The following is a 20943-nucleotide window of genomic DNA, read 5'->3' as shown; positions in this document are numbered from 1 at the left end:
GTATAATGTTCCCCAAAAATCGATACATACACAAAAAAATCTGCAGATAGAAAAACAGCCCAAACATAGTTCTAAAATAAAAATTTTCAAAAAGTTAGTACAAAAAACCTATACAAATCTGATAATACTTAAAATAAATGAATATTTTTGATGTGCGTCCATCCGTCGTGGACAAATGGGGAAAGTGTCTTTTTGCGGTGCCTGACACCAGCTTTTTGTGTTTTTGGTCATTTGGTAAAAATTTTTTTTTGATTTTCGAAATAAAGTGTTTGAATTTTTAGAAAACTCCTTGTATAATTAAAAAAAACGTAAGGAGTTGATTTCCATGGAAAAGAAATTACTTAATTCACCACAACATTCGGATGAAAATACAGATGCTGTAGTTGCTGAGATGTTTCTAAACAATGCCCTGCTAGAGTTTAAGAGGGAGAAAATCCGCAAGGAAATCGACCAAACATTACAACATGGGGATAAAGAATTATTCCTAAGGTTAACAGAAGAGCTAAAGAAAATTTCTTAAATCATTTACTAACTAATCCTATTACTATTAAAAAAGAAGCCCTATCCAACCATTGGATGGGCTTCTTTCTGTTTTCAGCTCAGCTATTGTCGTCATCGGCCTTATTATCGTCATCACCGCTATGTCTGTTTTGATGAGCTTCATCACTGTATTTCCTTGCATTATCAAGAAAGATATACAGTAGCTGCTTTAGTTTCTTTTCATCTGTAGCAACAGATATCTGGGGACTATTTTTCGTATGAAAATAGATTTCTCTTTGATATCCACTTCGAAAAGCATTCACTGTTTCCTGCAAAAATTCGGCAAGATTAAGTACTGCTATCTGATATCATAAAGCAAAATCAAATCCCAGTTTCCATTTTTATAGACCTGGAAAGCTTCCAATCCGTCCATTACTTTGGTGACAGTATAACCTTCGTATTCTAGTTCCAGTTCCAATAACCTTGCAATCTTTTCTTCGTCTTCAACCACCATGATTGCATTCTTTTTCATAAGTAAGCCTCCAGAAAAATCAACTAATTTATTACCAAATTCCATAGCAAGTTCAAAAAATCCTTCATTAATGACTGAATAAAAGTTCTCTCTCCGTTGGTGTCAGTTAGCGATTCTTCAGTGGTGCCTGACACCCAATTCAAGTATGATATAAAAAGAAAAACAATTAGGGGTGGAATGTTTGCATCAACTTCATTTGTACAGTAAAAAAATTCCTTATTCTTATTCAAAATTTTTCAGTCAGTATCGTGTACTTGCTGAGAATAGCACCCATCATGTGCTATTGGAAAGTGGGCGTGGCGGGCGTTACAGTATTGCTGCGTTCCAGCCTGAAACGATTATCAAAGGTAAGAATCGTATTCTTGAAATTCACAATGATAAGGGTTCTGAGAGGTTGGAAGGAAATCCGCTTCACTTATTGAAGGAATGGATGAGCCAGTATCATGTTGATAAAATAGAAGGTCTACCGAGTTTCCTCGGCGGTGCGATTGGTTACATAAGCTATGATCATGCTCGTAACATAGAAAAACTGCCTGAGATAGCAAAAGATGATTTAGAAATGCCGGAAATTTACTTTTTCATAGTAAAGGAATGGTTTATTTACGACCATGAACAAGAACTATTATGGCTGTTGATAGTGGCTGAAAGCGATCAGAATATTGATAATCGGTTAGCATTTTGGGAACAACGCTGGCTTCATGAATCATCATCTAATCCACCTCATAAAGCAGATAAGATTGACTTGGATCAATTAGAGGTTTCGATGACAGAAGATGATTTTAAACAGGCAGTAACAAAAGTACAACAATATATTTCACAAGGTGATGTGTTCCAGGTGAACCTAGCAGTCCGCCAATCAAAACCGATTGAAGTTGAGGCACTTAAAGTGTATGAACAATTAAGATCCTTAAATCCATCTCCATATATGGCCTATCTTCATACACCAGACTTTCAGCTTGTAAGTGGATCACCAGAACTGCTTGTTAAAAAAAATGGACAAGAAGTAAGCACCCGACCCATCGCCGGCACTCGTTCAAGAGGTAAGAACCACGAAGAAGATATCAAACTGGCCAATGAATTAATTGAAAACGAAAAGGAACGAGCGGAACATGTAATGCTAGTGGATTTAGAGCGGAATGATCTTGGAAGGGTATGTAAGTACGGAACAGTTGAGGTCAATGAATTTATGGTCATTGAAAAATACTCACATGTGATGCACATCGTCTCCAATGTAAGAGGGGAATTGGCGGAAGACAAATCTAGCATTGATATTATAGATGCTGTTTTCCCCGGTGGAACCATTACAGGTGCGCCTAAAGTACGAACAATGGAGATAATAGAAGAGCTTGAGCCTGTCCAACGGGGAATTTATACGGGATCACTCGGTTGGATTGATTTTAGTGGTGATCTAGAATTAAACATTATCATCCGAACCATGCTCATTAAAGATGGAATGGCACATGTTCAAGCTGGTGCCGGGATTGTTATTGATTCTAATCCAAAGCATGAATACAAAGAGTCTATGAAAAAAGCAGCTGCATTATGGAAGGCAAAAGAAATGGCAGAGGAGTAAGCAAAAATGATTTTTATGATAGATAATTATGATTCCTTTACCTTTAACTTAGTTCAATACTTAGGTGAACTTGGAGAAGATTTAGTGGTCAAGCGAAATAATCAAACGTCTATTGAGGAGATTTCAGAACTACAGCCTGAATTCTTAATGGTTTCTCCAGGGCCATGTAGTCCAAATGAAGCGGGAATCAGCTTGGATGCAATAAAAGCATTTGCAGGGAAAATCCCGATATTTGGTGTGTGTCTAGGTCAGCAAGCAATTGCCCAAGCTTTTAATGGAGAGGTTATTCGAGCAGAAAGACTCATGCACGGGAAAACATCCGATATGTATCATGATGGAAAGACGATTTTTCAAGGTTTACCGAACCCTTTTCCAGCGACACGATACCATTCATTGATTGTCAAAAGAGAGACTCTTCCAGATTGCTTTGAGATTTCTGCATGGACAAAAGAAGGGGAAATTATGGCGATTCGTCATAAGGAATTACCAATTGAAGGAGTCCAGTTTCACCCTGAATCTATTTTGACTACTTCGGGAAAAGAACTTTTGCGCAACTTCGTCCATCATTATAAAAATATTTTAATGCAAAAGGGTCATTAAGTATGGTGATCTATGTAAACGGACAATTTTTAAAAAAAGAAGATGCGATGATTTCCCCGTTGGATCATGGTTTTTTATATGGAATGGGATTATTTGAAACGTTTCGAGTGTATAAAGGGTTTCCCTTTTTATTAGATGATCATCTAGCACGTCTAAATCAAGGTTTAGAGGTGCTTAACATTAACTACCTATTTCATCGTGAAGAAACGAATAGAATCTTGCAGGATGTACTGAAAATAAACAATTTATCTAATGCCTATATCCGCTTGAATGTCTCAGCCGGAATAGGTGAGGTTGGTTTGCAGGTGGAACCCTACAAGGAACCGAACATCCTTATTTTTCCTAAGCCGTTACCGCTGGCAGGAGAATTAACGGAAAAAAAGGCTGTTTTATTGAAGTTGAGGAGGAACAGTCCAGAAGGAAATGAACGAGTAAAGTCACATCATTTTATGAATAATATCCTGGCAAAAAGAGAAATTGGAAATGCTGCTGATATTGAAGGGATTTTCCGAACTGAGGATGGATACTTAGCTGAAGGGATTGTCTCTAATATCTTTTGGATAAAAGGTAACGTCTTATATACTCCTTCAGTACAAACCGGTATTTTAAATGGGATTACACGGCAGTTTGTTATCGAATTAGCGAAGAAACATAATCTTTGTGTTAAAGAGGGATTGTACTTATTAAAAGACGTTCTTGAGGCCGATGAGATTTTTGTGACCAATTCAATACAGGAAATCGTACCAATTACTACATTTGAGGGTCATCAATTACCAGGTAAACAGGGACAAGTTGTTCAACAATTACATCACGAATATCGCCATTATTGTCAAAGGCTGTGGTCAAGGAATGGTTTAGGGAGTGAATAACCTTGAAAGAAAAAATACTAACAGAAATCAAAAAAATAGAAGAAGAATATGGAGTAAGAATCTGTCTTGCTGTAGAGTCAGGAAGCAGAGCATGGGGCTTCCCATCCAAGGATAGTGATTACGATGTCCGGTTTATTTATGTCCATAAAAAGGACTGGTATTTGAGCATTGACCAAAAGCGAGATGTGATTGAACTGCCAATTAATGATCTCCTTGATATTAATGGCTGGGAGTTGCGTAAAGCACTCAAACTTTTTAGAAAATCAAATCCCCCGCTAATGGAGTGGCTCCATTCGGGGATAGTTTATTATCAGGCTTTTTCGTTAGTAGATAAATTGAAAGCAATTCAAAATCAAGTGTTTTTGCCACAGTCAGCACTCTACCACTACTTAAATATGGCAAAAGGTAATTTTCGTGATTACCTCCGAAGCGATCAAGTGAAAATTAAAAAATACTTTTATGTCCTTCGTCCAGTTTTAGCTTGTATTTGGATTGAAAGATATAATTCAGTACCGCCGATTGAATTTCAGACATTGGTAGAGGAACTCCTTGTTGAGGGGCCACTTAAGAAGGAAATCCTTACCTTGTTAGAAAGGAAAATTAGCGGGGATGAACTAAACCTCGAACCAAAGATTACTTCCATTAATGACTTTTTGGAGAAAGAAATCAACCGGCTTGAAGAATACACCAAAACCCTTAGAGCCCCCAAAGAGGATATGACTCCAATTCTAGATGATTTATTCAGAGAAGTCCTCGATGAGGTCTGGGCTTAAATATTACTGTAAAAAGTTCAACAATTATTCACAGGTTGGTCCTATAAAGATATTGTTAATATTCTTATTTATCATTATTATAGTATCGACAGTGAAAACTTTATTGCATGTGATATATATCAATTACAACACGATTCTAACCATAAGGGGAGTGATGGATTGCAAATAAAAGAAAAAGTCAGCTCATTTCTTGTTATCCTGTCCCTTTTTTTACTTCTATTCCCATTTGTTTCATCAGCACACGCCTATATAAAAAAATCTACACCATTAGAAAATGAAACGGTGGAAAAAGCACCAACCGAAGTAACAATAAAATTTGATGAAACCATCCAGCCTGCCTTTAACTCAATTAAGGTTTTTGATTCAGAAGGAAATCGAGTCGATAAAAAAAATGGGCGGATTGACCCAAAGCAACCTTTTATCCTAAAGAGCGGATTAAAGAAGAACCTTCCAAATGGATCCTATCGAATAAAGTGGAAGGTGGTTTCAAGCGACGGCCATCCTGTTGAAGGTGTTATTCCTTTTCAAATAGGTCAAAAAGGTCAAGACTCTACCTCGTTAGATAATGAAACGAAAGGCTACACCCCTAAAGCGGATCTAATCATTATCCGTTGGCTGCAATATCTGAGCAATGCGTTCTATGTCGGGCTCATCTTTTTTTATATGGTTATTGTGCCCATGGAATTACGGGAAACAGGTTCAGTCGATAAGAAGTTCCGTAAGCTATTAAGCACAGGTTTGATTCTTCTATTTCTTAGTATTCTGTTAAGTCTGCCATTACAGGCAACGATTGAATCTGGTTATTCTTGGAGTGAAGTGTTTAACTTCTCAATCATCGAAAATATCTTAATGAACACAAATTATGGTCAATTTTGGGTTATTCAAATAGCTCTCCTTATAACTCTTGCCCTGCTCACTTCTTTTATAGGCATGGCCGAGAGCACGAAACGAGGCATTTTGTGGACTTGCTTTTGTCTTGGGGCAGCCTTGTTATTGACAAAGGCATTGACGAGTCATGCCGCAGCACAACCAAATCATTTATTAACAATAGCAATGGATTTTCTTCATTTACTTGCTGCATCGATTTGGATCGGAAGTTTAACCGGTTTTGTCTCATTGCTTTCATTACGTAAGAACACAGAGATAAAGCAAAATTATTTGAAAATGATAAAAAGTTTCTCCAAATGGGGACTGGTCCTTGTTCTTTTTTTAACTTTAACAGGAGTGTTTGCCAGTTTTTTATATATTCCAAACCTTTCAGCACTGATCCAAACGAACTATGGAAAAGCCTTAATGTGGAAACTTATTTTATTTTTGGTGATGCTGCTCCTTGCAGCTGTGAATTTTATTAAAGGAAAAAGGGGAACCACTAAGGGACTGAAGGCATCTCTAAAGGGTGAGCTTACACTTGGTTTGTTAATCTTAGTTCTATCCGTTGTTTTAACCAATTTACCAACAGCCATGCAATCTCCGGGACCATTTAAGGAAACTAACATAGTGAACCAAGGCAGGCAAGTGACTTTAGAAGCAACGCCTAATATTATTGGAGTGAATTTATTTGAAATTACCTTAAAAGACCGAGAAGGGAAGCCAATTAAAGATATTGAACAAATTCACTTAACCTTTACCATGCTTGAAATGGACATGGGAAAAGAAACCGTTAGTTTAACAAAAACGGCTGAAGGCAAGTATGAAGTGAAGGGTTTGCATTTTAGCATGGCAGGTCATTGGAACGTACATGTCCATGTTCTAACCAAGTCGTTAGAAAGTATCGACACTGATTTCAAAGTTTTAGTGGGAAGTCAATAAAAAACTTATCACTAATTTAATCAGGAATAGCTTCATTGCTTTCATTTGCAGCCTTGGTTATAGCAATCCGTAAAAATAGTAAAAAAACAGAAGATGCCATGTGTATCTTCTGTTTTTTTATAAGCTTTTCTTATATAAAGTAATTAAAATTTTGTAATGGCAAATACTTTTATTTGTAAAAAATACTAAATTTTGCCTTAGAACTGTTATAATTCTAAATAAGAAAGAACTATAATAATATTATCAGTCCTTATCATATTAGGAGTATTTATATTTATTTGCATCCTTTTGCAAAAAAAGACTGTTCATAAGGCTTAGGTCTTAGAAGAAAATAAATCTGCAGATTGTTTTCCCTTTTATTTGAATTAATTATGATTAACTTATAGAAAATATAAGGGTTAGAATTTACTATATTTTCCTCCCAATCGAATAGGGGGTTTTAAAAATGAGCAGGAAAGTTTATGTTCTTCTAACAGACACGGGTACAGTTTTAGGGAAAATGATTAAGCTCTATACAAAAAAACCACTTAATCATGCCTCAATTGTGATTGATGAACAATTCAACAAGGTTTATAGTTTTGGGAGAAGAAATCCAAGAAATCCTTTCTTTGCAGGATTTGTGGAAGAAAACGTCCGTGGTGGTCTATTTAGGAATGCTGATTGTGCTATTTATTGCATAACGATTACCGAAAAACAATTTCAAAAAATGATCTGTAAATTAAGGGATATGGAAGACCATAAGGAAGAATACAGGTACAATCTCATTGGGTTAATTGCTGTGATGCTGAATATGGAGATGACCCGTAAAAATGCCTTCTTTTGTTCCCATTTTGTTGCAGCCATCTTGGAAGAATCCGGGATTGATATCAAAGGTCAAAAGCCTCTATCCCTTGTAACTCCCCATGATATAAAGGAGTCGGCACCCTTAGAATTAATTTATGAAGGGAAATTGTCGGCCTTCATCACCGATTCCCATCGAAAATATTATAAAGAGTTTACTCCTGAGAGTGTCGAAGTTATTTAACTGAAATAACGGAAATTAAGTCACCACTTCCAACAGGTGCTTAATTTCCGTTATTTTAAATAACAATACCTTCTTGCGTTTTACTGTTTTTCCTTTTGACAGTTTCTACTAATGACTTAAATAGCTTAAGAGAATGATGGAAAATAGGACTTTGAATGAATGTATAAAGGAAAGTAGCAATAAATACAGGACCACCTAATAATAAACCGATCATTAATACAATGCTTTCAACTATGATGCGTGCTTGACTTACTGACAACTTTGTTTTATCAGAAATCGAAAGCATGAAGCCATCACGTGGACCAGCGCCAATCCCTGCTGCTACATACATGCCGCCACCAATCCCTGTAATCATGATTCCACTGAGGAGAATGAGGTAATCTAACCATGTGCCAGTTGCTTTTGGGAGAATATCCAACCAGAGAAAAAAGTCCATGATAGGTCCAATACATAGGGCATTTAGGATTGTACCTATGCTAATATAGCTCCGTGCAACAAAAAAGGAAATGAAGATCAGAATTAACCCGCAAATCACTCCCCAAGTACCAATAGTTAAACCAAAATGCTGATATAGGGCGACATTTAGTACTTCCCATGGGTGTAACCCAACATATTTAACCTTAACGGCAATCGCATTTCCCAAGCCGAAAAAGGTTAATCCTGCAAAAAATAAGAAATACTGAAAGAATTTCATCTTCAGTTACCTCCACTTACTCATCGTTTTTCGAATATTTAAACCTATCATAAGATTCTAAAGGATGAATCAATAATAATCAATTGTTAATTAGAAATATAGAATTGGAATCATTAGACTGATATAATTTGAAATATATTTGAATAGTTGAAATTATTATTTTACAAAATTGTGATTGAGGGGATATCTATGAATCTCGTTGCTTCTGAAAAAGTAAAAAGGATGTCGGCAAGTATTTTCCAAGAAATAGCTAATCGGAAACAAGAGGCTATCAAAGATGGTAAAGATGTAATTGATTTAAGTGTAGGGAGTCCAGATTTTCCACCGCCTTCATTTGTCGTGGAAACATTAAGTGACTACGCTAAAGACCCCAGTAAGTATGGCTACACACTGAAAGGGATACCTGAATTTAATGAGGCAGTTGGTTTTTTTTATAAGCAAAGATATGCTGTTGAACTTAAACCCAGTAGTGAGGTATTGCAGTTGATGGGGTCGCAGGATGGTCTTGCCCATTTGGCTACAGCCTTAATTAATCCAGGTGACTATGTACTGGTGCCGGATCCTGGGTATCCAATCTATGAGGCTAGCGTAAACATTGCGGGTGGTGTTATCTACCCAATGCCGTTATTAGCAGAAAACAAGTTTCAACCAGAGCTGGATGCAATCCCGTTAGAAGTTTTACATAAAACGAAAATGATGATTATCAGTTATCCTGGGAATCCAGTTACAGCATTAGCGGATAAATCTTTTTTTGAAAAGGTAGTTGAATTTGCTAAACTTCATGAGATTTTGGTTGTTCATGATTTTGCTTATTCTGAGTTGATATTCGATGGGAATCCACAAATAAGTTTCCTGTCGGTTCCCGGTGCAAAAGAGGTTGGAATTGAATTCAATTCACTTTCAAAGACCTTTAATATGGCGGGTTGCCGGATAGGCTATGTTGTTGGCAATGAGCAAGCTATCGATATCTTGGCTTCCTTTAAATCCCATATTGATTATGGAGTTTTTTATCCAATCCAAATGGCAGCTGTAATGGCATTAACTTCAGATTTTTCATTCCTTCAAACACAGGTGAATGAATATGAAATTCGTCGTGATGCGTTGATTTCTGGGCTTGAAAAAAGCGGCTGGCAAGTAACTAAGTCTCCTGCCACCATGTTTGTTTGGGCAAGAATTCCTTCAGGATGGAATTCCCGTGAGTTTGCCTTTGAATTAATTGACCAAGCGGGTGTGGCAGTGATTCCTGGGGATGCGTTTGGAGATCTTGGTGAAGGATATGTCCGAATCGCCATGGTACAACCTCCAGATCGCCTTTCACTGGCGGCAGAACGGATTCATGAATTCCTAATGGGATACTCATTAAAAAAATAATTAAAAAATCCTAACATCTTTAGTGTTAGGATTTTTCTGGTGAACTGCTACTTGCCTCTTCTATAAACAGAAAAATCCACATATATTTTTTAAAAGGACCTTCCGCACTTTGAAGGTCTTTTACTTTGACGACGAAAGAGGGATACAAATGCTAAGCGATTTGCAACATCTAGAATTAGATATCCCGATTGAAGTGATTTGGGACTTTATTCGAGACGAAAATAATTGGGCACCGCTTGTACCAGGTTATATTCAACATGAAAAAATAAATGAACGTCAAATCTGCTGGGAATTTAAGAGTGACCTCGGCGTTATGAAAAAGAAGGTTAGTTTATTGATTGATATTAAAGAGTGGAATGAACCTGCCAGGGTAAGTTTTGAATTAAAAAGGGCAAACGAAAAGTATTTGGGTGAAGGCTACTTTGAAGCAAAAGCATTAAATAGAAATAAAACTCGAGTGACAGGCTTTCTTGAAATCAATGCATCAGGGCCGATGGGCTCCTTAGCAAATTCGCTATTTAAAAAAGCGCTCCAAAAATCGGATGAAGAAGTAGCATCAGTAATCTCATCAAAGCTAGAAGAATTTCATCGCAGATAAAAATTAAACTTAAGATAAACTTAAGCTATGAATGATAAAGTTAGTCCAAATTCCACTATCTCCAAAGATAGTAGACAGGAGGATGGACTATGAAAGAACCGATTCAAAGCAAAGCCCTAAATGTAATGCTTGTAATTTCAATGGTATGGATGGGGGTTGGAACGTACATACCAACAGCATATGCTGAAACAAATACGTCTCCAGTCCAAGAGGACCAACAAGAAGGAAAACTATCAAAAATAGAGATAGAAGGAATTAAGCTAGACCAGCTGTTTTCAGCAGATTCAAAGGAATATTCTGCCACAGTAAAAAACGAGGTTCCATCGATTAAGTTATTAGTAGAAAGCAGCAATCCAGATTCATCGATTACAATAAATGGGCAGACGGTTATAAGTGGAGTTGTCGGTGCATATTCCCTTCAAACAGGTGAGAATAAATTTATTATTTCTGTGGATAATGGCAGTAACTCAACCAATACCTATACCCTGACTATAATGAGAGCGGAAAATGATAATAATCTCTTGCAAAGTACTATCCTATCAAAAGGGCAGTTATCACCAAACTTTTCTTCTACTGGTATAGACTACAAGGTAGTTGTTCCAAATGACGTTCCTGTGATTACCATTAAACCTACATCTGTTGAAACAACATCAACTATTAAGGTGAATGAAACTTTAGTAACAAAAGATGGTGCTGCAGTAGAACTTCCCGTCGGAGAGTCGGATATTATTATAGCGGTAACAGCTGAAAATGGTGAGAAAAGAATTTATACCTTACATATTACAAGAGCAGCTGCTGAGATTAAAACCAATACCAATACCAATACCAATACCAATACCAATACCAATACCAATACCAATGCCAATGCCAATGCCAATTCAAATCAGAATAATAAACCGGGTCTTTCCCAATCAACATCGCAACCAAATAATCGGCCCAATTCTACCCAACCAACATCACAACAGGCGAGTTCTTTGACCGTAGAAAAAACAAGTAAAGCGTTACTTTCCTCACTGTCAGTTTCAGAAGGATCCTGGGATAGCACCTTTACGAGTGATGAGTTTACCTACCATGTAACCGTGTCAAGTGATATGGACGAGGTAACTCTTAACCCGATTGCAAAATCCAGCAATTCAGAAATTTTGATTGAAGGCAGTACTAAGGAAACAATTAAGCTAGAAGACGACTCGAAAACGATTATTTCTATTATCGTAACAAACGAAGATGATCGAAAAACATATGTGCTAGTATTTGATAAAGAATCTTAAAATGAAGAACTTTTATATTTTTTTTTACTTGAAGAAACCTGCATTTGGCAGGTTTTTTTGAATCAGAATAAACTTTATTTTTAAAAAACAGCACTTATTTTCTAACATGATGCAAAAAATTATGTTATATTAATAAATAAAAAATTTACCGAATTTTCGATTAAGGGAAGGTGGAAGTATGACTATAGAATTGAAATTGAATGACAGCAGTCTTCCGTTGCGGCAAGACGTGAAATTACTGGCAAATATGCTTGGTGAGATTCTGCTCAATCACGGTGGGACCGAACTACTGGATAAAGTGGAAAAAATACGTTTAATGTGTAAGACATTAAGAGAACATTTTGATCAAGATATCTATGATGCATTAAAGGAAGAAATTGCTAGTCTAAGCGCACCTTTAAGGAAACAAGTTATTCGAGCATTCTCCATGTATTTCCACTTAATTAATGCCGCAGAACAGAATCATCGTATTCGTAGACGGAGGCAGTACCAACTCGAGGATGAAACTATTGTCCAACCCGCCTCAATAGAGAGTGCTATTCTTTCGCTTAAAGAGAACAATATTAAGGAAGATGTCATTCAAGATCTCCTTAATACTTTGTCACTTGAACTCGTTATTACAGCCCATCCAACAGAGGCAACTAAGCGTTCAATTCTTGAAATTCAGCAGCGGATTGCTGTTATCCTAAAAAGTCTCGATCATCCGTTATTAACAAGTAGAGAAAGAAAAAAGCTTGAAGAGAGTTTGTTTAATGAAGTTTCAATTCTTTGGCAAACGGATGAATTACGGCAAACTAAGCCTACGGTTTTAGACGAAGTGAGAAACGGACTATATTATTTTGATCAGACCCTTTTCGAGGTTCTTCCTGAAATCCATCAAGAAGTGGCAGATTGTTTAGAGAAGAATTACACTCAAACACAATGGGAAGTTCCAAATTTTCTCCGTTTTGGATCATGGATCGGTGGAGACCGTGATGGGAATCCCAATGTTACACACGATGTTACTTGGGAGACACTAAATAGGCAAAGAAGACTCGTCTTAAAAAAATATAAAAATGTTCTCGTTGATTTAATGAAACGATACAGTCATTCTACTTCAAGAGTGGAGGTAAGTAATGATCTTCTTAAGTTAATTGAACTAGAAGATACATATTTATCCGATGAGAAAAAATGGCCAATTCAAACGGAAGTGTACCGTCGAGCATTTGCTATCATTATTGAACGAGTAAAACAAGTAGGTAAAACGAACTTGGGCTATAAATCTTCCGATGAATTACTAAAAGACTTATTTATTATTAAAAAAAGTTTGAAACAGCATCATCCAGCAGCACATGAATTAATGACTATTCAAAAGCTGATTCGACAAGTTCAATTGTTTGGTTTTCATTTAGCGACACTAGATATTCGGAATCATAGTGGTGAACATGAAGCAGCCATGACCGAAATATTGCGCAAAGTCAGTATCTCTGAAAATTATGCAGAGTTGGCGGAAGAAGAAAAACTAAAAATCCTGCAAAATATCCTAAAGGATCCTCGCCCGCTTCTATTATTAAATGAAGATTATTCGGCGGAAACACAGGAAATGATTAAAGTATTCCAAATGATCAAGAAGGCACACGAAGAATTCGGGAAGCGGTCCATTTCCGTTTATCTTGTGAGCATGACAAAATCCCCAAGTGATTTACTAGAGGTGCTTGTTCTTGCTAAAGAGGCTGGGATTTATCGACTGCACGCAGATGGGACCTTAGAAAGTCATTTACATGTGGCTCCATTGCTGGAAACAATTGACGATTTAACCGCTGGGCCAAAAATTATGGAAACACTTTTCGAAATGCCTGTCTATCGAAATCATTTGCAAATTATGGGGGATCAGCAGGAAATAATGCTTGGTTACTCGGATGGAAGCAAAGATGGTGGTACATTGACAGCTAACTGGAAACTATATAAAGCTCAAATTGAAATTCATGAAATGGCAAAGAGGTACCAGATCGGACTTAAGTTCTTCCATGGACGTGGTGGTTCGTTAGGCCGTGGCGGCGGTCCATTAAATAAAAGTATCCTGTCTCAACCTGCAGAAACAATTGGCGACGGTGTTAAAATTACGGAGCAAGGAGAGGTTTTATCTTCACGCTATTTACTTGAGGATATTGCTTATCGGAGTTTGGAACAGGCTACTTCCACGCTGTTCTTAACGGCAACACATAAATCAAAAGAAGCGAAGCAAGGTTTTCAACGTGATCCAATATGGGTTGAGTCGATTGAAGAAATTTCAAGCTTGGCTTTGACCAAATATCAATCACTTGTATTTGGAGATCCAGATTTCCTTACCTACTTCACGGAAGCGACACCACTAAGAGAGCTCGGAGACTTAAACATCGGCTCAAGGCCAATGAGCAGAAAAAATCAGGGCCGCTTTGAAGATTTAAGGGCAATTCCATGGGTGTTTGCTTGGACTCAAAGCCGTCAATTGCTTCCAGCATGGTACGCAGCAGGTACTGGTTTGGCAGGATTTGCAGCTAAAGGAGAACAAAATTTGCAGATGCTTCAGCAAATGTATGAAAAATGGCCGTTCTTCCAATCAACGATTGATAACCTGCAAATGGCATTAATGAAAGCTGATATTACGACAGCCAGAGAATATTTATCCCTTGTGAAAGACCAGACCATTGCAGAACGGATTTTTACTAATATTCTTGAAGAATACGAAACAACAAAAGAAGTTCTCCTTAGAATTACAGGTGATAATGAATTGTTAGATCATACACCTAATATAAAGGAATCGGTATATAGAAGAAATCCATATGTCGATCCGCTAAACTTTTTACAAGTTGAATTAATAAAAGAACTAAGAAATCAAGAAGAACCTAATGAAGAACTATTAATTGAAGTTTTGCTGACAATTAGTGGGATCTCTGCAGGGTTACGAAATACTGGTTGATATTGAAGGACAAGCCATAAACTCTCTCGAAAGAAGAGTTTATGGCTTTTTTCATATATTTCTTCCTGTCAAAAGCGAAGGTGATGATTCCATTTCACACCACCTTCTTATTTTTATTAGTTTATTACCTAAATAAGGTAAAAGTAAACGTTGTTATTGTACTTTTATTCATATTTATTTACTGTGTTGACAAAATATTACTCATAAGTGTAAAATACATATATAGAGTGAGGTGATTAAGATATGGTGAATCAAGACAATCAAACAATTAATGCTTCGAAAAATTTTGTGCTACCATTTATTTTATTGCTTCTTAGTAAGGTTTCTCTTCATGGATATGAACTTAGCCAGAAGCTAGAGGCATTCGGGTTTAAGACACTTGATCAGGGAAATTTATACAGGTTGTTAAGACAACTTGAAAAGGACGAGCTGTTATCATCAGAATGGGATACTACCGGGAGTGGTCCTGCTAAAAGAAGGTACTCCATAACTAATGCCGGGATCACATACTTAAAGGGATATGCCAATCAACTAGAATCCTACCAATCATTATTGGATCAATTTTTCAAAATGTATTCCAGTTTCTTTGAGCTCTACATTCCTTCATTTCATAAGAAGGATTCCATAGAGAAAGTCAATAATAGTAAGAGGAGGAAAGACGATGGCACAGAAGAAGAATGAAACGGTTCTATCTGCAGTAGAAACAATTAATCAAGCAGCAGAGGAATCGGTAGCCGTAGGTTCATTTGTTAACACATTTTGGGATCAATTCGAGCTATCACGTGAACGTGCAGAACAGTTACGGGAAAATGGCGAGGATGCATATATTAATGCATTAAAGGAAGTCATCAAATTTAATAAGCAATTTAGGAAATCCGTTTCAAATTTGTATCAACAGTCGAAAAATACTAACAAGGAAATGGTCTCAGAACTGATGCATCAATTACCATTCGGTAAAGAAGATGTCAAGGACGAGGTGTTACCAATACCCGAAACTGAAGAGCTTAAGAAACAATTTGTAGAGGTTTCAGGACAATTAGAGAACCTCGCTCTTACACCAATTAAATCTATCTTTCATGTTGTTGAACAAATGGAAGATAATTTTGAAAAAAGTGCAGAATCTAGTGTAGCTTATGGGCGTGAAAGTCGAAATGCATGGTTCCAGGTAAGGAAGGAATATGTTAAATTAGCAAGAGATTCTCATTTGAATCTTGTTGACAGAAGCAAATCCAGTTTTAAAGAATTCATTAAACCACAATAATTATTTTTACCGTCTTAGGGGAATTATCAACTTTGAGGATCCACATAGGTAAATTTTATTATATATTAGAACCACAATCTCTTTTCTTTAAGAAACAAGAGATTGTGGTTCTTTTATTTTTGTTGGCACTTTAGAGTTAAGCTAAAAATGAACACTTTGTTAAATCCCTTCCAAAAGTTACTAATGAAATGTTAATGTAATATTATTATTACCTAGTTGACAAATTTAGAAGTTATACTTCTAATTAAGACAAAATAGGATGATACAGGGTTGCTTTATTGGAATTAAGAAGGCAGGGGTGTAAATTGAAAAAGAAGTTATTTGCACTATGTACCACAATTATTATGGGACTAGGGAGTGTTTTCTTGTTGCCAGTAGTAAACGCAAAGGCAGATAATCCTACAATTAAAAGTATAGAAGAGCAGCGTTCTGGTCTTCAGACAGATATAACAAAAGCAAATCAGGAAATTTCTCAAGTACAAGATGAATTAACAAAATTATCGGAACAAATTAAAAGAGTTGATGAGGCAATTAAAGATAATAATAAAATGATAGTTCAAACAGAAGAAAAAGTAAAAGCATCACAGTCCAAAGTGAAAGTTCTTCAGCAAGAAGTTATGGATATACAAGAGAGAATCAATAAACGGAATGAAATAATAAAAAAACGTGCTCTATCCCTACAAGCAAGTGGTGGCAAGGTTAGTTATATTGACGTCATCCTTGGAGCTTCTAACTTTAGTGACTTCGTGGGTCGACTTGGCGCTGTTTCAACCCTGGTAGAAGCGGACCAAGATCTTGTAACGAAGCAAATAGAGGACCAAAAAGAAGTTCAAATGAAACAATCCTCCGTAGTAAAAAAGCTAAACGATTTGCAAAACATGAAAACGGAGCTTGTTGGAATGCAAGCACAGATAATAGAACAAAAAGTGCAAAATGATGCACTTAAAGAAGAACTAAAACTAAAAGAGCAAGAAAAACTTACTGTAATGGCAGATTTACAAATGCAAGATGGTACGCTTGCATCAAAGGAAGCACAAATAAAAAATGTTACCTCTAAGGATGAGAATACCGAACCTGTTAATATTAATGTATCGATACCAACTACCACAAATGAAGTACATAATATTGTCATCCACGCAGGTGATAAGTACATAGGGAACTCTGTTTATGTGTTTGGCGGGGGAAGAAATTCTTATGATGTAGCCAATGGAAGATTTGATTGTTCTGGATTTGTTGCATGGGCGTTCAGACAGGCAGGGATTAAAGTGGGTGCCCATACCGATATTTTGAAAAATACTGGAACCAGAGTATCAATGAGTGAAGCACGACCTGGGGACCTTGTATTCTTTGATACTTATAAAATCGACGGACATGTGGGGATTTATCTTGGTGGAGGTAAATTCATTGGTTCACAAAGCTCGACGGGGATTGCGATTGCAGATTTAACGGGAGGTTACTATAAAAAGAAATTTAATGGACGTGTCATGAGAATCATCAACGACAAACAATAAAAAGAAGCGATGCATCGCTCCTTTTTATTGATTGCTAATAATTAAATGTTGTAGAGGAAATTGTCGTTTGTGGCCATGTAATTTAGCGGATCACATTTTTGTTTATGGCGAAATGTAAATAAATGAAACTATTACATGAATTACTTCGTTATTAATAACGAGGTGTAAAAGTAAAAAAAGATATTGCAAAGTAGTTAGTTAATGAGTAGAATAAATAGGTTGTAAATCATCATGACTTACGATACTGTCACAATAGGTTAGGAGAAAATCACAACATGGAATTACTTTTGATTATTAAAGCCATTATCCTTGGATTAGTAGAAGGTTTAACAGAATTCGCACCAGTTTCCTCCACAGGTCACATGATTATCGTTGATGATATGTGGTTGCAATCTGAAAAGTTTTTGACACAGCATGGAGCCAACACGTTTAAAATTGTTATTCAACTTGGTTCGATTCTTGCGGTTGTCGTCACCTTTAAGGATCGCTTCATTGATTTATTAGGTCTAGGCCGCATCAATAAGAAAGTTGTTAACGAGCAAGGCCGTCTTAAATTAACACAAGTTATTGTCGGTTTAATTCCTGCAGGTGTTTTAGGCGTTCTCTTTAATGACTATATTGATGACCACTTATTTTCAACCGCAACGGTTTTAATTGGTTTAGTTATTGGTGCTATATTAATGATTCTTGCAGATTTTATTGGTCCAAAACATCCGAAAACACAAACAGTTGATCAGATTTCCTATGGACAAGCTTTGGCTGTTGGTTTATTTCAATGTTTATCCTTATGGCCTGGATTTTCTCGTTCCGGATCAACTATCTCAGGTGGCGTATTACTGGGAATGAGTCACCGAGCTGCAGCGGATTTTACCTTTATCATGGCTGTGCCAATTATGGCAGGTGCAAGTTTACTCTCCTTATTAAAAAACTGGGAATATATGACGATTGATGCCTTGCCATTTTTTATTGCTGGATTTATTAGTGCCTTTATTTTTGCGTTATTATCCATTCGCTTTTTCTTAAAGCTGATTAACAAAATTAAACTTTTGCCGTTTGCAATTTATCGCATTGTTTTGGCATTAATTCTTTATATTATTTTCTTTTAGATTTTAGCCAGCTTACAAAATGTAAGCTGCTTTTTTTTGTTTCAAACTTTGCAGCCATGTTTATGTTTATTTACCCAAATAAACATAAACGGGTAAGAACCTATCTAGAAATAATTAGTCATTTACCTGTTTTCCGTAAGAAAGTTGCCTATACCACAATTGCTGAATAGAATATTTTAAAATAAGTGCATTGTTCAACGGGACGGAAGGAGGGAAAGACATGGAAAAAGGACGGTGCGAGGAGCATTGTTTATGTAATGAAATGGAACAGTTGCTAGATGAACAACAAAGATTATCCTTTGAAGGTTTTCGATTTGTATGCGATAAAATTGGGTTTGATACCATTCCCTTTGTCCTTTCTACTAGTAAATGTCCATTTGAGGTATTGGGGAAAACGAAGAGTGGTCTATTTTTTACTACTCAAGTATTCAGATTAGAAAGTCTTGATTCAAGGCATTGCTGTGCAAAGCTATCGCTGCTTTTGCCTGTAGATATAGATGGTTTTGCAGTAGACCTTTGTGACGAAGTATTTTCATTAATAAAAACGAATAACTGTATTTTAGTGGATCTATCTTGTTTTTGCAGTATTCAACCTTTATCCCCCAGATTAGTTAATCGGGAACTGCCCATTGTTGAACCGAAATGTTAATAAAAAAAGCAGATTAGGGTCTAATCAGGAAATAAAATATAGACCCAGACCCTAATCGATTTTCTTAACACAAATCTGGAAAGTCAGTAATAATACCTTCGACATGTAGATTTTTTAAAGTATTGACCTCATTCTTTTTTTTCGCTGTCCATATAATCGTTTTTAATCCATGTTGATGAATTCTTTTAATAAGCCTTTTATTAACCATGGTTATTTTAGGATTTACATAAGAAACATAACTTGCAAAAGACCTTAAATCTTTATTTGAAATAATATTCACACCCGAATTCTTTACTAAAACTCCAATCGGGATGGAAGGAAGCAGTTCATGAAAACGTTTAAGTGAACCACGATCAAATGATTGAATAATTATATGATTTTCTCCTGATGTTAAATTTCTTTTGATTAGTTCTTCGGCAGTCTTTTCCACCATTTGCGGGTTAAGTGAGGGTTTTTTTAATTCAAGTAAAATACCAATTTTCCCTGCAAACTCATCGAAAAACTCAGAGAGGGAAGGGATCTTCTCACCAGCAAATTTACTATTGAACCAACTTCCTGCATCAAGGTTTTGAATTTCCTTCAAGGTGAGGTCCTTTACCTTCCCTTTCCCATTCGTTGTCCTGTTAACGGTTGAATCATGAATCACGACCAATTCACCGTCTTTTGTCATTTGGACATCGATTTCAAGGTAATCTACACCTAAGTCTACGGCTTTCTTAAAAGATGCAAATGTATTCTCAGGGCAGTATCCAGCTGCACCTCTATGGCCAATTTTCAAGGGAGAGTGTTGTTTATCCTTTAAGCTTAACCGTGTCATCAATCGATAAAATACCATAAAAATCAGAAACAATAGGGCTGCGGCATTCCTCAAGTTTGGGACTCCAATCTACATTTATTTGTGAACATGTTATGAAAAACAGTGGCAATTGTCAACTAAATGAAGAGATTTTTATAAAAGTGAATTCCCCTGGGTCATACTTTTCTATTTTGACAATTGCTTTTTGTTGCTAAGAATGGGCTTCTTCTTTTTTTTTTAAACTGGGTAATTTGGATATGTGTCTATCGCACATTTTTATCCATGTGAATAGGATATATGGAAATCAGAAAAGGAGGTAATGTAAATGTCTGGTGCAGCTGGTGGCTACGGCGGCGGATTCGCCCTACTAGTCGTTTTATTTATTTTGTTAATCATTATTGGGGCTTCATGGTGCTACTAAGTTTTCTATTAATATAAAAAGGAGGTCATGAAAATGTTTGGATATGGTGGATATGGATATGGTGGTGGCTGTGGCTACGGCGGCGGGTTTGCTTTAATCGTAGTATTATTTATCCTCTTGATTATTGTAGGTGCAGCTTGTTTTAGATAATAATATATAGGTGAACCCGCTTGGTTAATCAAGCGGGTTTTCTTGTGCAAATATATTGGCTCGTTTCCATTTATTAAATGCATCTAATTCGCTGGAAATTTTTTTTACGGTAAATCCAATCAAGGCGGCGTCATCCAATATGCCAAGCCCGATGATGAAATCTGGTACTAAATCAAGTGGTGAAACAAAATAAAGCAGGGTTCCGACAACGGTAAGAATTGTACTAGGAGAGACATTTTTATATTCACCCTTCGAATAAGATTTAACCAGATCAAAAAATAATTGCAATTTTTCCCAAACTTCTTCTAAGTTTTGTTTTTTCTCATTTGCCATTTGTATTGCTTTGTTTAGTAAGCCTTGTGTTTTTTGCTGATCACCGAGGAAATCTTTAGCTTTGACATTATATTTTTGCTGCTCTTTTTCAAAAATCTTCTTTTTACTTAACAACCTGTCCACTTCCTTTTTTAAAAGACCATCCTTAGTATTCCACCAAATTAAAAAAACCATGAGATAATAAATC

At 36.3% G+C, this 20943-nt stretch carries 22 protein-coding genes and 1 pseudogene; 18 read left to right on the top strand and 5 right to left on the bottom strand.

Translation table 11 applies throughout. The annotated features are described in order from the left end of the window. Positions 1-325 precede the first annotated feature (325 nt). Positions 326-520, top strand: coding sequence for an IDEAL domain-containing protein (locus tag QF028_RS19210; RefSeq protein WP_098933134.1), 195 nt, complete (start codon positions 326-328; stop codon positions 518-520). Positions 521-599: 79 nt separating this feature from the next. On the opposite strand, the gene QF028_RS19205 is transcribed toward QF028_RS19210, so the two are convergent. Both QF028_RS19205 and QF028_RS19200 read right to left on the bottom strand, forming a co-directional pair. Beyond that, positions 600-803, bottom strand: coding sequence for a hypothetical protein (locus QF028_RS19205; RefSeq protein WP_429467809.1), 204 nt, complete (start codon positions 801-803; stop codon positions 600-602). Between the two features lie 50 nt (positions 804-853). Beyond that, positions 854-1012: pseudogene (locus QF028_RS19200) on the bottom strand (response regulator); the annotation flags it as partial. A gap of 181 nt (positions 1013-1193) precedes the next feature. Here QF028_RS19200 and pabB point away from each other — a divergent pair. The 6 genes from pabB (at position 1194) to QF028_RS19170 (ending at position 7660) form a co-directional block, all read left to right on the top strand. Continuing rightward, on the top strand, positions 1194-2585 hold the full coding sequence (gene pabB, locus QF028_RS19195) for an aminodeoxychorismate synthase, component I (RefSeq protein ID WP_429467806.1): 1392 nt from the start codon (positions 1194-1196) through the stop codon (positions 2583-2585). Between the two features lie 6 nt (positions 2586-2591). Beyond that, positions 2592-3185 carry an aminodeoxychorismate/anthranilate synthase component II gene (gene pabA, locus QF028_RS19190; RefSeq protein WP_214999472.1) on the top strand — a complete coding sequence of 198 codons (594 nt, stop codon included), beginning with the start codon at positions 2592-2594 and terminating at the stop codon, positions 3183-3185. Positions 3186-3187: 2 nt separating this feature from the next. After that, positions 3188-4054, top strand: a complete 867-nt coding sequence (gene pabC, locus QF028_RS19185) for an aminodeoxychorismate lyase (protein ID WP_429467803.1) — start codon at positions 3188-3190, stop codon at positions 4052-4054. A 2-nt stretch (positions 4055-4056) separates the two neighbouring features. Continuing rightward, positions 4057-4827, top strand: a complete 771-nt coding sequence (locus tag QF028_RS19180; protein ID WP_429467801.1) for a nucleotidyltransferase domain-containing protein — start codon at positions 4057-4059, stop codon at positions 4825-4827. Between the two features lie 159 nt (positions 4828-4986). Then, on the top strand, positions 4987-6636 hold the full coding sequence (locus QF028_RS19175; RefSeq protein ID WP_429467798.1) for a copper resistance CopC/CopD family protein: 1650 nt from the start codon (positions 4987-4989) through the stop codon (positions 6634-6636). A 445-nt stretch (positions 6637-7081) separates the two neighbouring features. Further along, positions 7082-7660 carry a hypothetical protein gene (locus QF028_RS19170; protein WP_429467796.1) on the top strand — a complete coding sequence of 193 codons (579 nt, stop codon included), beginning with the start codon at positions 7082-7084 and terminating at the stop codon, positions 7658-7660. A gap of 55 nt (positions 7661-7715) precedes the next feature. Here QF028_RS19170 and QF028_RS19165 read toward each other — a convergent pair whose 3' ends face one another. Beyond that, a complete protein-coding gene (locus tag QF028_RS19165) occupies positions 7716-8360 on the bottom strand; it encodes a YczE/YyaS/YitT family protein (protein WP_088086163.1) in 645 nt (214 codons plus the stop codon). A 183-nt stretch (positions 8361-8543) separates the two neighbouring features. Between QF028_RS19165 and QF028_RS19160 the strand changes: the two genes are divergently transcribed. The 9 genes from QF028_RS19160 to QF028_RS19120 all read left to right on the top strand — a co-directional run bounded on the left by QF028_RS19160 (position 8544) and on the right by QF028_RS19120 (position 19056). After that, positions 8544-9725 carry an LL-diaminopimelate aminotransferase gene (locus tag QF028_RS19160; RefSeq protein ID WP_429467793.1) on the top strand — a complete coding sequence of 394 codons (1182 nt, stop codon included), beginning with the start codon at positions 8544-8546 and terminating at the stop codon, positions 9723-9725. 148 nt (positions 9726-9873) lie between these two features. Next, a complete protein-coding gene (locus QF028_RS19155) occupies positions 9874-10323 on the top strand; it encodes a CoxG family protein (protein WP_214732286.1) in 450 nt (149 codons plus the stop codon). An 89-nt stretch (positions 10324-10412) separates the two neighbouring features. Continuing rightward, complete coding sequence (locus QF028_RS19150; RefSeq protein ID WP_429467790.1) at positions 10413-11591, top strand: cadherin-like beta sandwich domain-containing protein; 1179 nt, start codon at positions 10413-10415, stop codon at positions 11589-11591. 178 nt (positions 11592-11769) lie between these two features. Then, the gene (gene ppc, locus QF028_RS19145) at positions 11770-14529 is read left to right on the top strand and encodes a phosphoenolpyruvate carboxylase (RefSeq protein WP_429467787.1); all 2760 of its coding nucleotides are present in this window, start codon (positions 11770-11772) and stop codon (positions 14527-14529) included. Between the two features lie 243 nt (positions 14530-14772). Beyond that, positions 14773-15210, top strand: coding sequence for a poly-beta-hydroxybutyrate-responsive repressor (phaQ, locus tag QF028_RS19140; RefSeq protein WP_214999458.1), 438 nt, complete (start codon positions 14773-14775; stop codon positions 15208-15210). Continuing rightward, positions 15191-15790 (top strand): hypothetical protein, encoded by a 600-nt coding sequence (locus QF028_RS19135; protein ID WP_410881941.1) that lies wholly within the window; start codon positions 15191-15193, stop codon positions 15788-15790. The genes phaQ and QF028_RS19135 overlap by 20 nt, the downstream gene beginning before the upstream one ends. A gap of 305 nt (positions 15791-16095) precedes the next feature. Further along, positions 16096-17301, top strand: coding sequence for a coiled-coil domain-containing protein (locus QF028_RS19130; RefSeq protein ID WP_429467785.1), 1206 nt, complete (start codon positions 16096-16098; stop codon positions 17299-17301). A gap of 275 nt (positions 17302-17576) precedes the next feature. Continuing rightward, positions 17577-18407 carry an undecaprenyl-diphosphate phosphatase gene (locus QF028_RS19125; RefSeq protein ID WP_410881937.1) on the top strand — a complete coding sequence of 277 codons (831 nt, stop codon included), beginning with the start codon at positions 17577-17579 and terminating at the stop codon, positions 18405-18407. Between the two features lie 220 nt (positions 18408-18627). Beyond that, complete coding sequence (locus QF028_RS19120) at positions 18628-19056, top strand: CotY/CotZ family spore coat protein (RefSeq protein WP_429467782.1); 429 nt, start codon at positions 18628-18630, stop codon at positions 19054-19056. A 64-nt stretch (positions 19057-19120) separates the two neighbouring features. On the opposite strand, the gene QF028_RS19115 is transcribed toward QF028_RS19120, so the two are convergent. Continuing rightward, positions 19121-19927: a glycerophosphodiester phosphodiesterase gene (locus QF028_RS19115; protein ID WP_429467779.1), complete on the bottom strand. Its 807-nt coding sequence runs from the start codon at positions 19925-19927 to the stop codon at positions 19121-19123. 250 nt (positions 19928-20177) lie between these two features. Here QF028_RS19115 and QF028_RS19110 point away from each other — a divergent pair, with 250 nt between their 5' ends. Then, entirely contained in the window at positions 20178-20273 is a 96-nt protein-coding gene (locus tag QF028_RS19110; protein WP_026566235.1) for a YjcZ family sporulation protein, read from the top strand. A 33-nt stretch (positions 20274-20306) separates the two neighbouring features. Next, positions 20307-20423, top strand: a complete 117-nt coding sequence (locus QF028_RS19105) for a YjcZ family sporulation protein (RefSeq protein ID WP_429467776.1) — start codon at positions 20307-20309, stop codon at positions 20421-20423. Between the two features lie 24 nt (positions 20424-20447). On the opposite strand, the gene QF028_RS19100 is transcribed toward QF028_RS19105, so the two are convergent. Continuing rightward, positions 20448-20930 (bottom strand): YkvA family protein, encoded by a 483-nt coding sequence (locus QF028_RS19100; RefSeq protein WP_429467774.1) that lies wholly within the window; start codon positions 20928-20930, stop codon positions 20448-20450. Between the last annotated feature and the right edge of the window lie 13 nt (positions 20931-20943).

Source organism: Neobacillus sp. B4I6, from assembly GCF_050434045.1.
GTDB lineage: Bacteria > Bacillota > Bacilli > Bacillales > Cytobacillaceae > Neobacillus.
The sequence above is the reverse complement of the archived record's forward strand: the minus strand, read 5'-3'. Positions and strand labels throughout refer to the sequence as shown.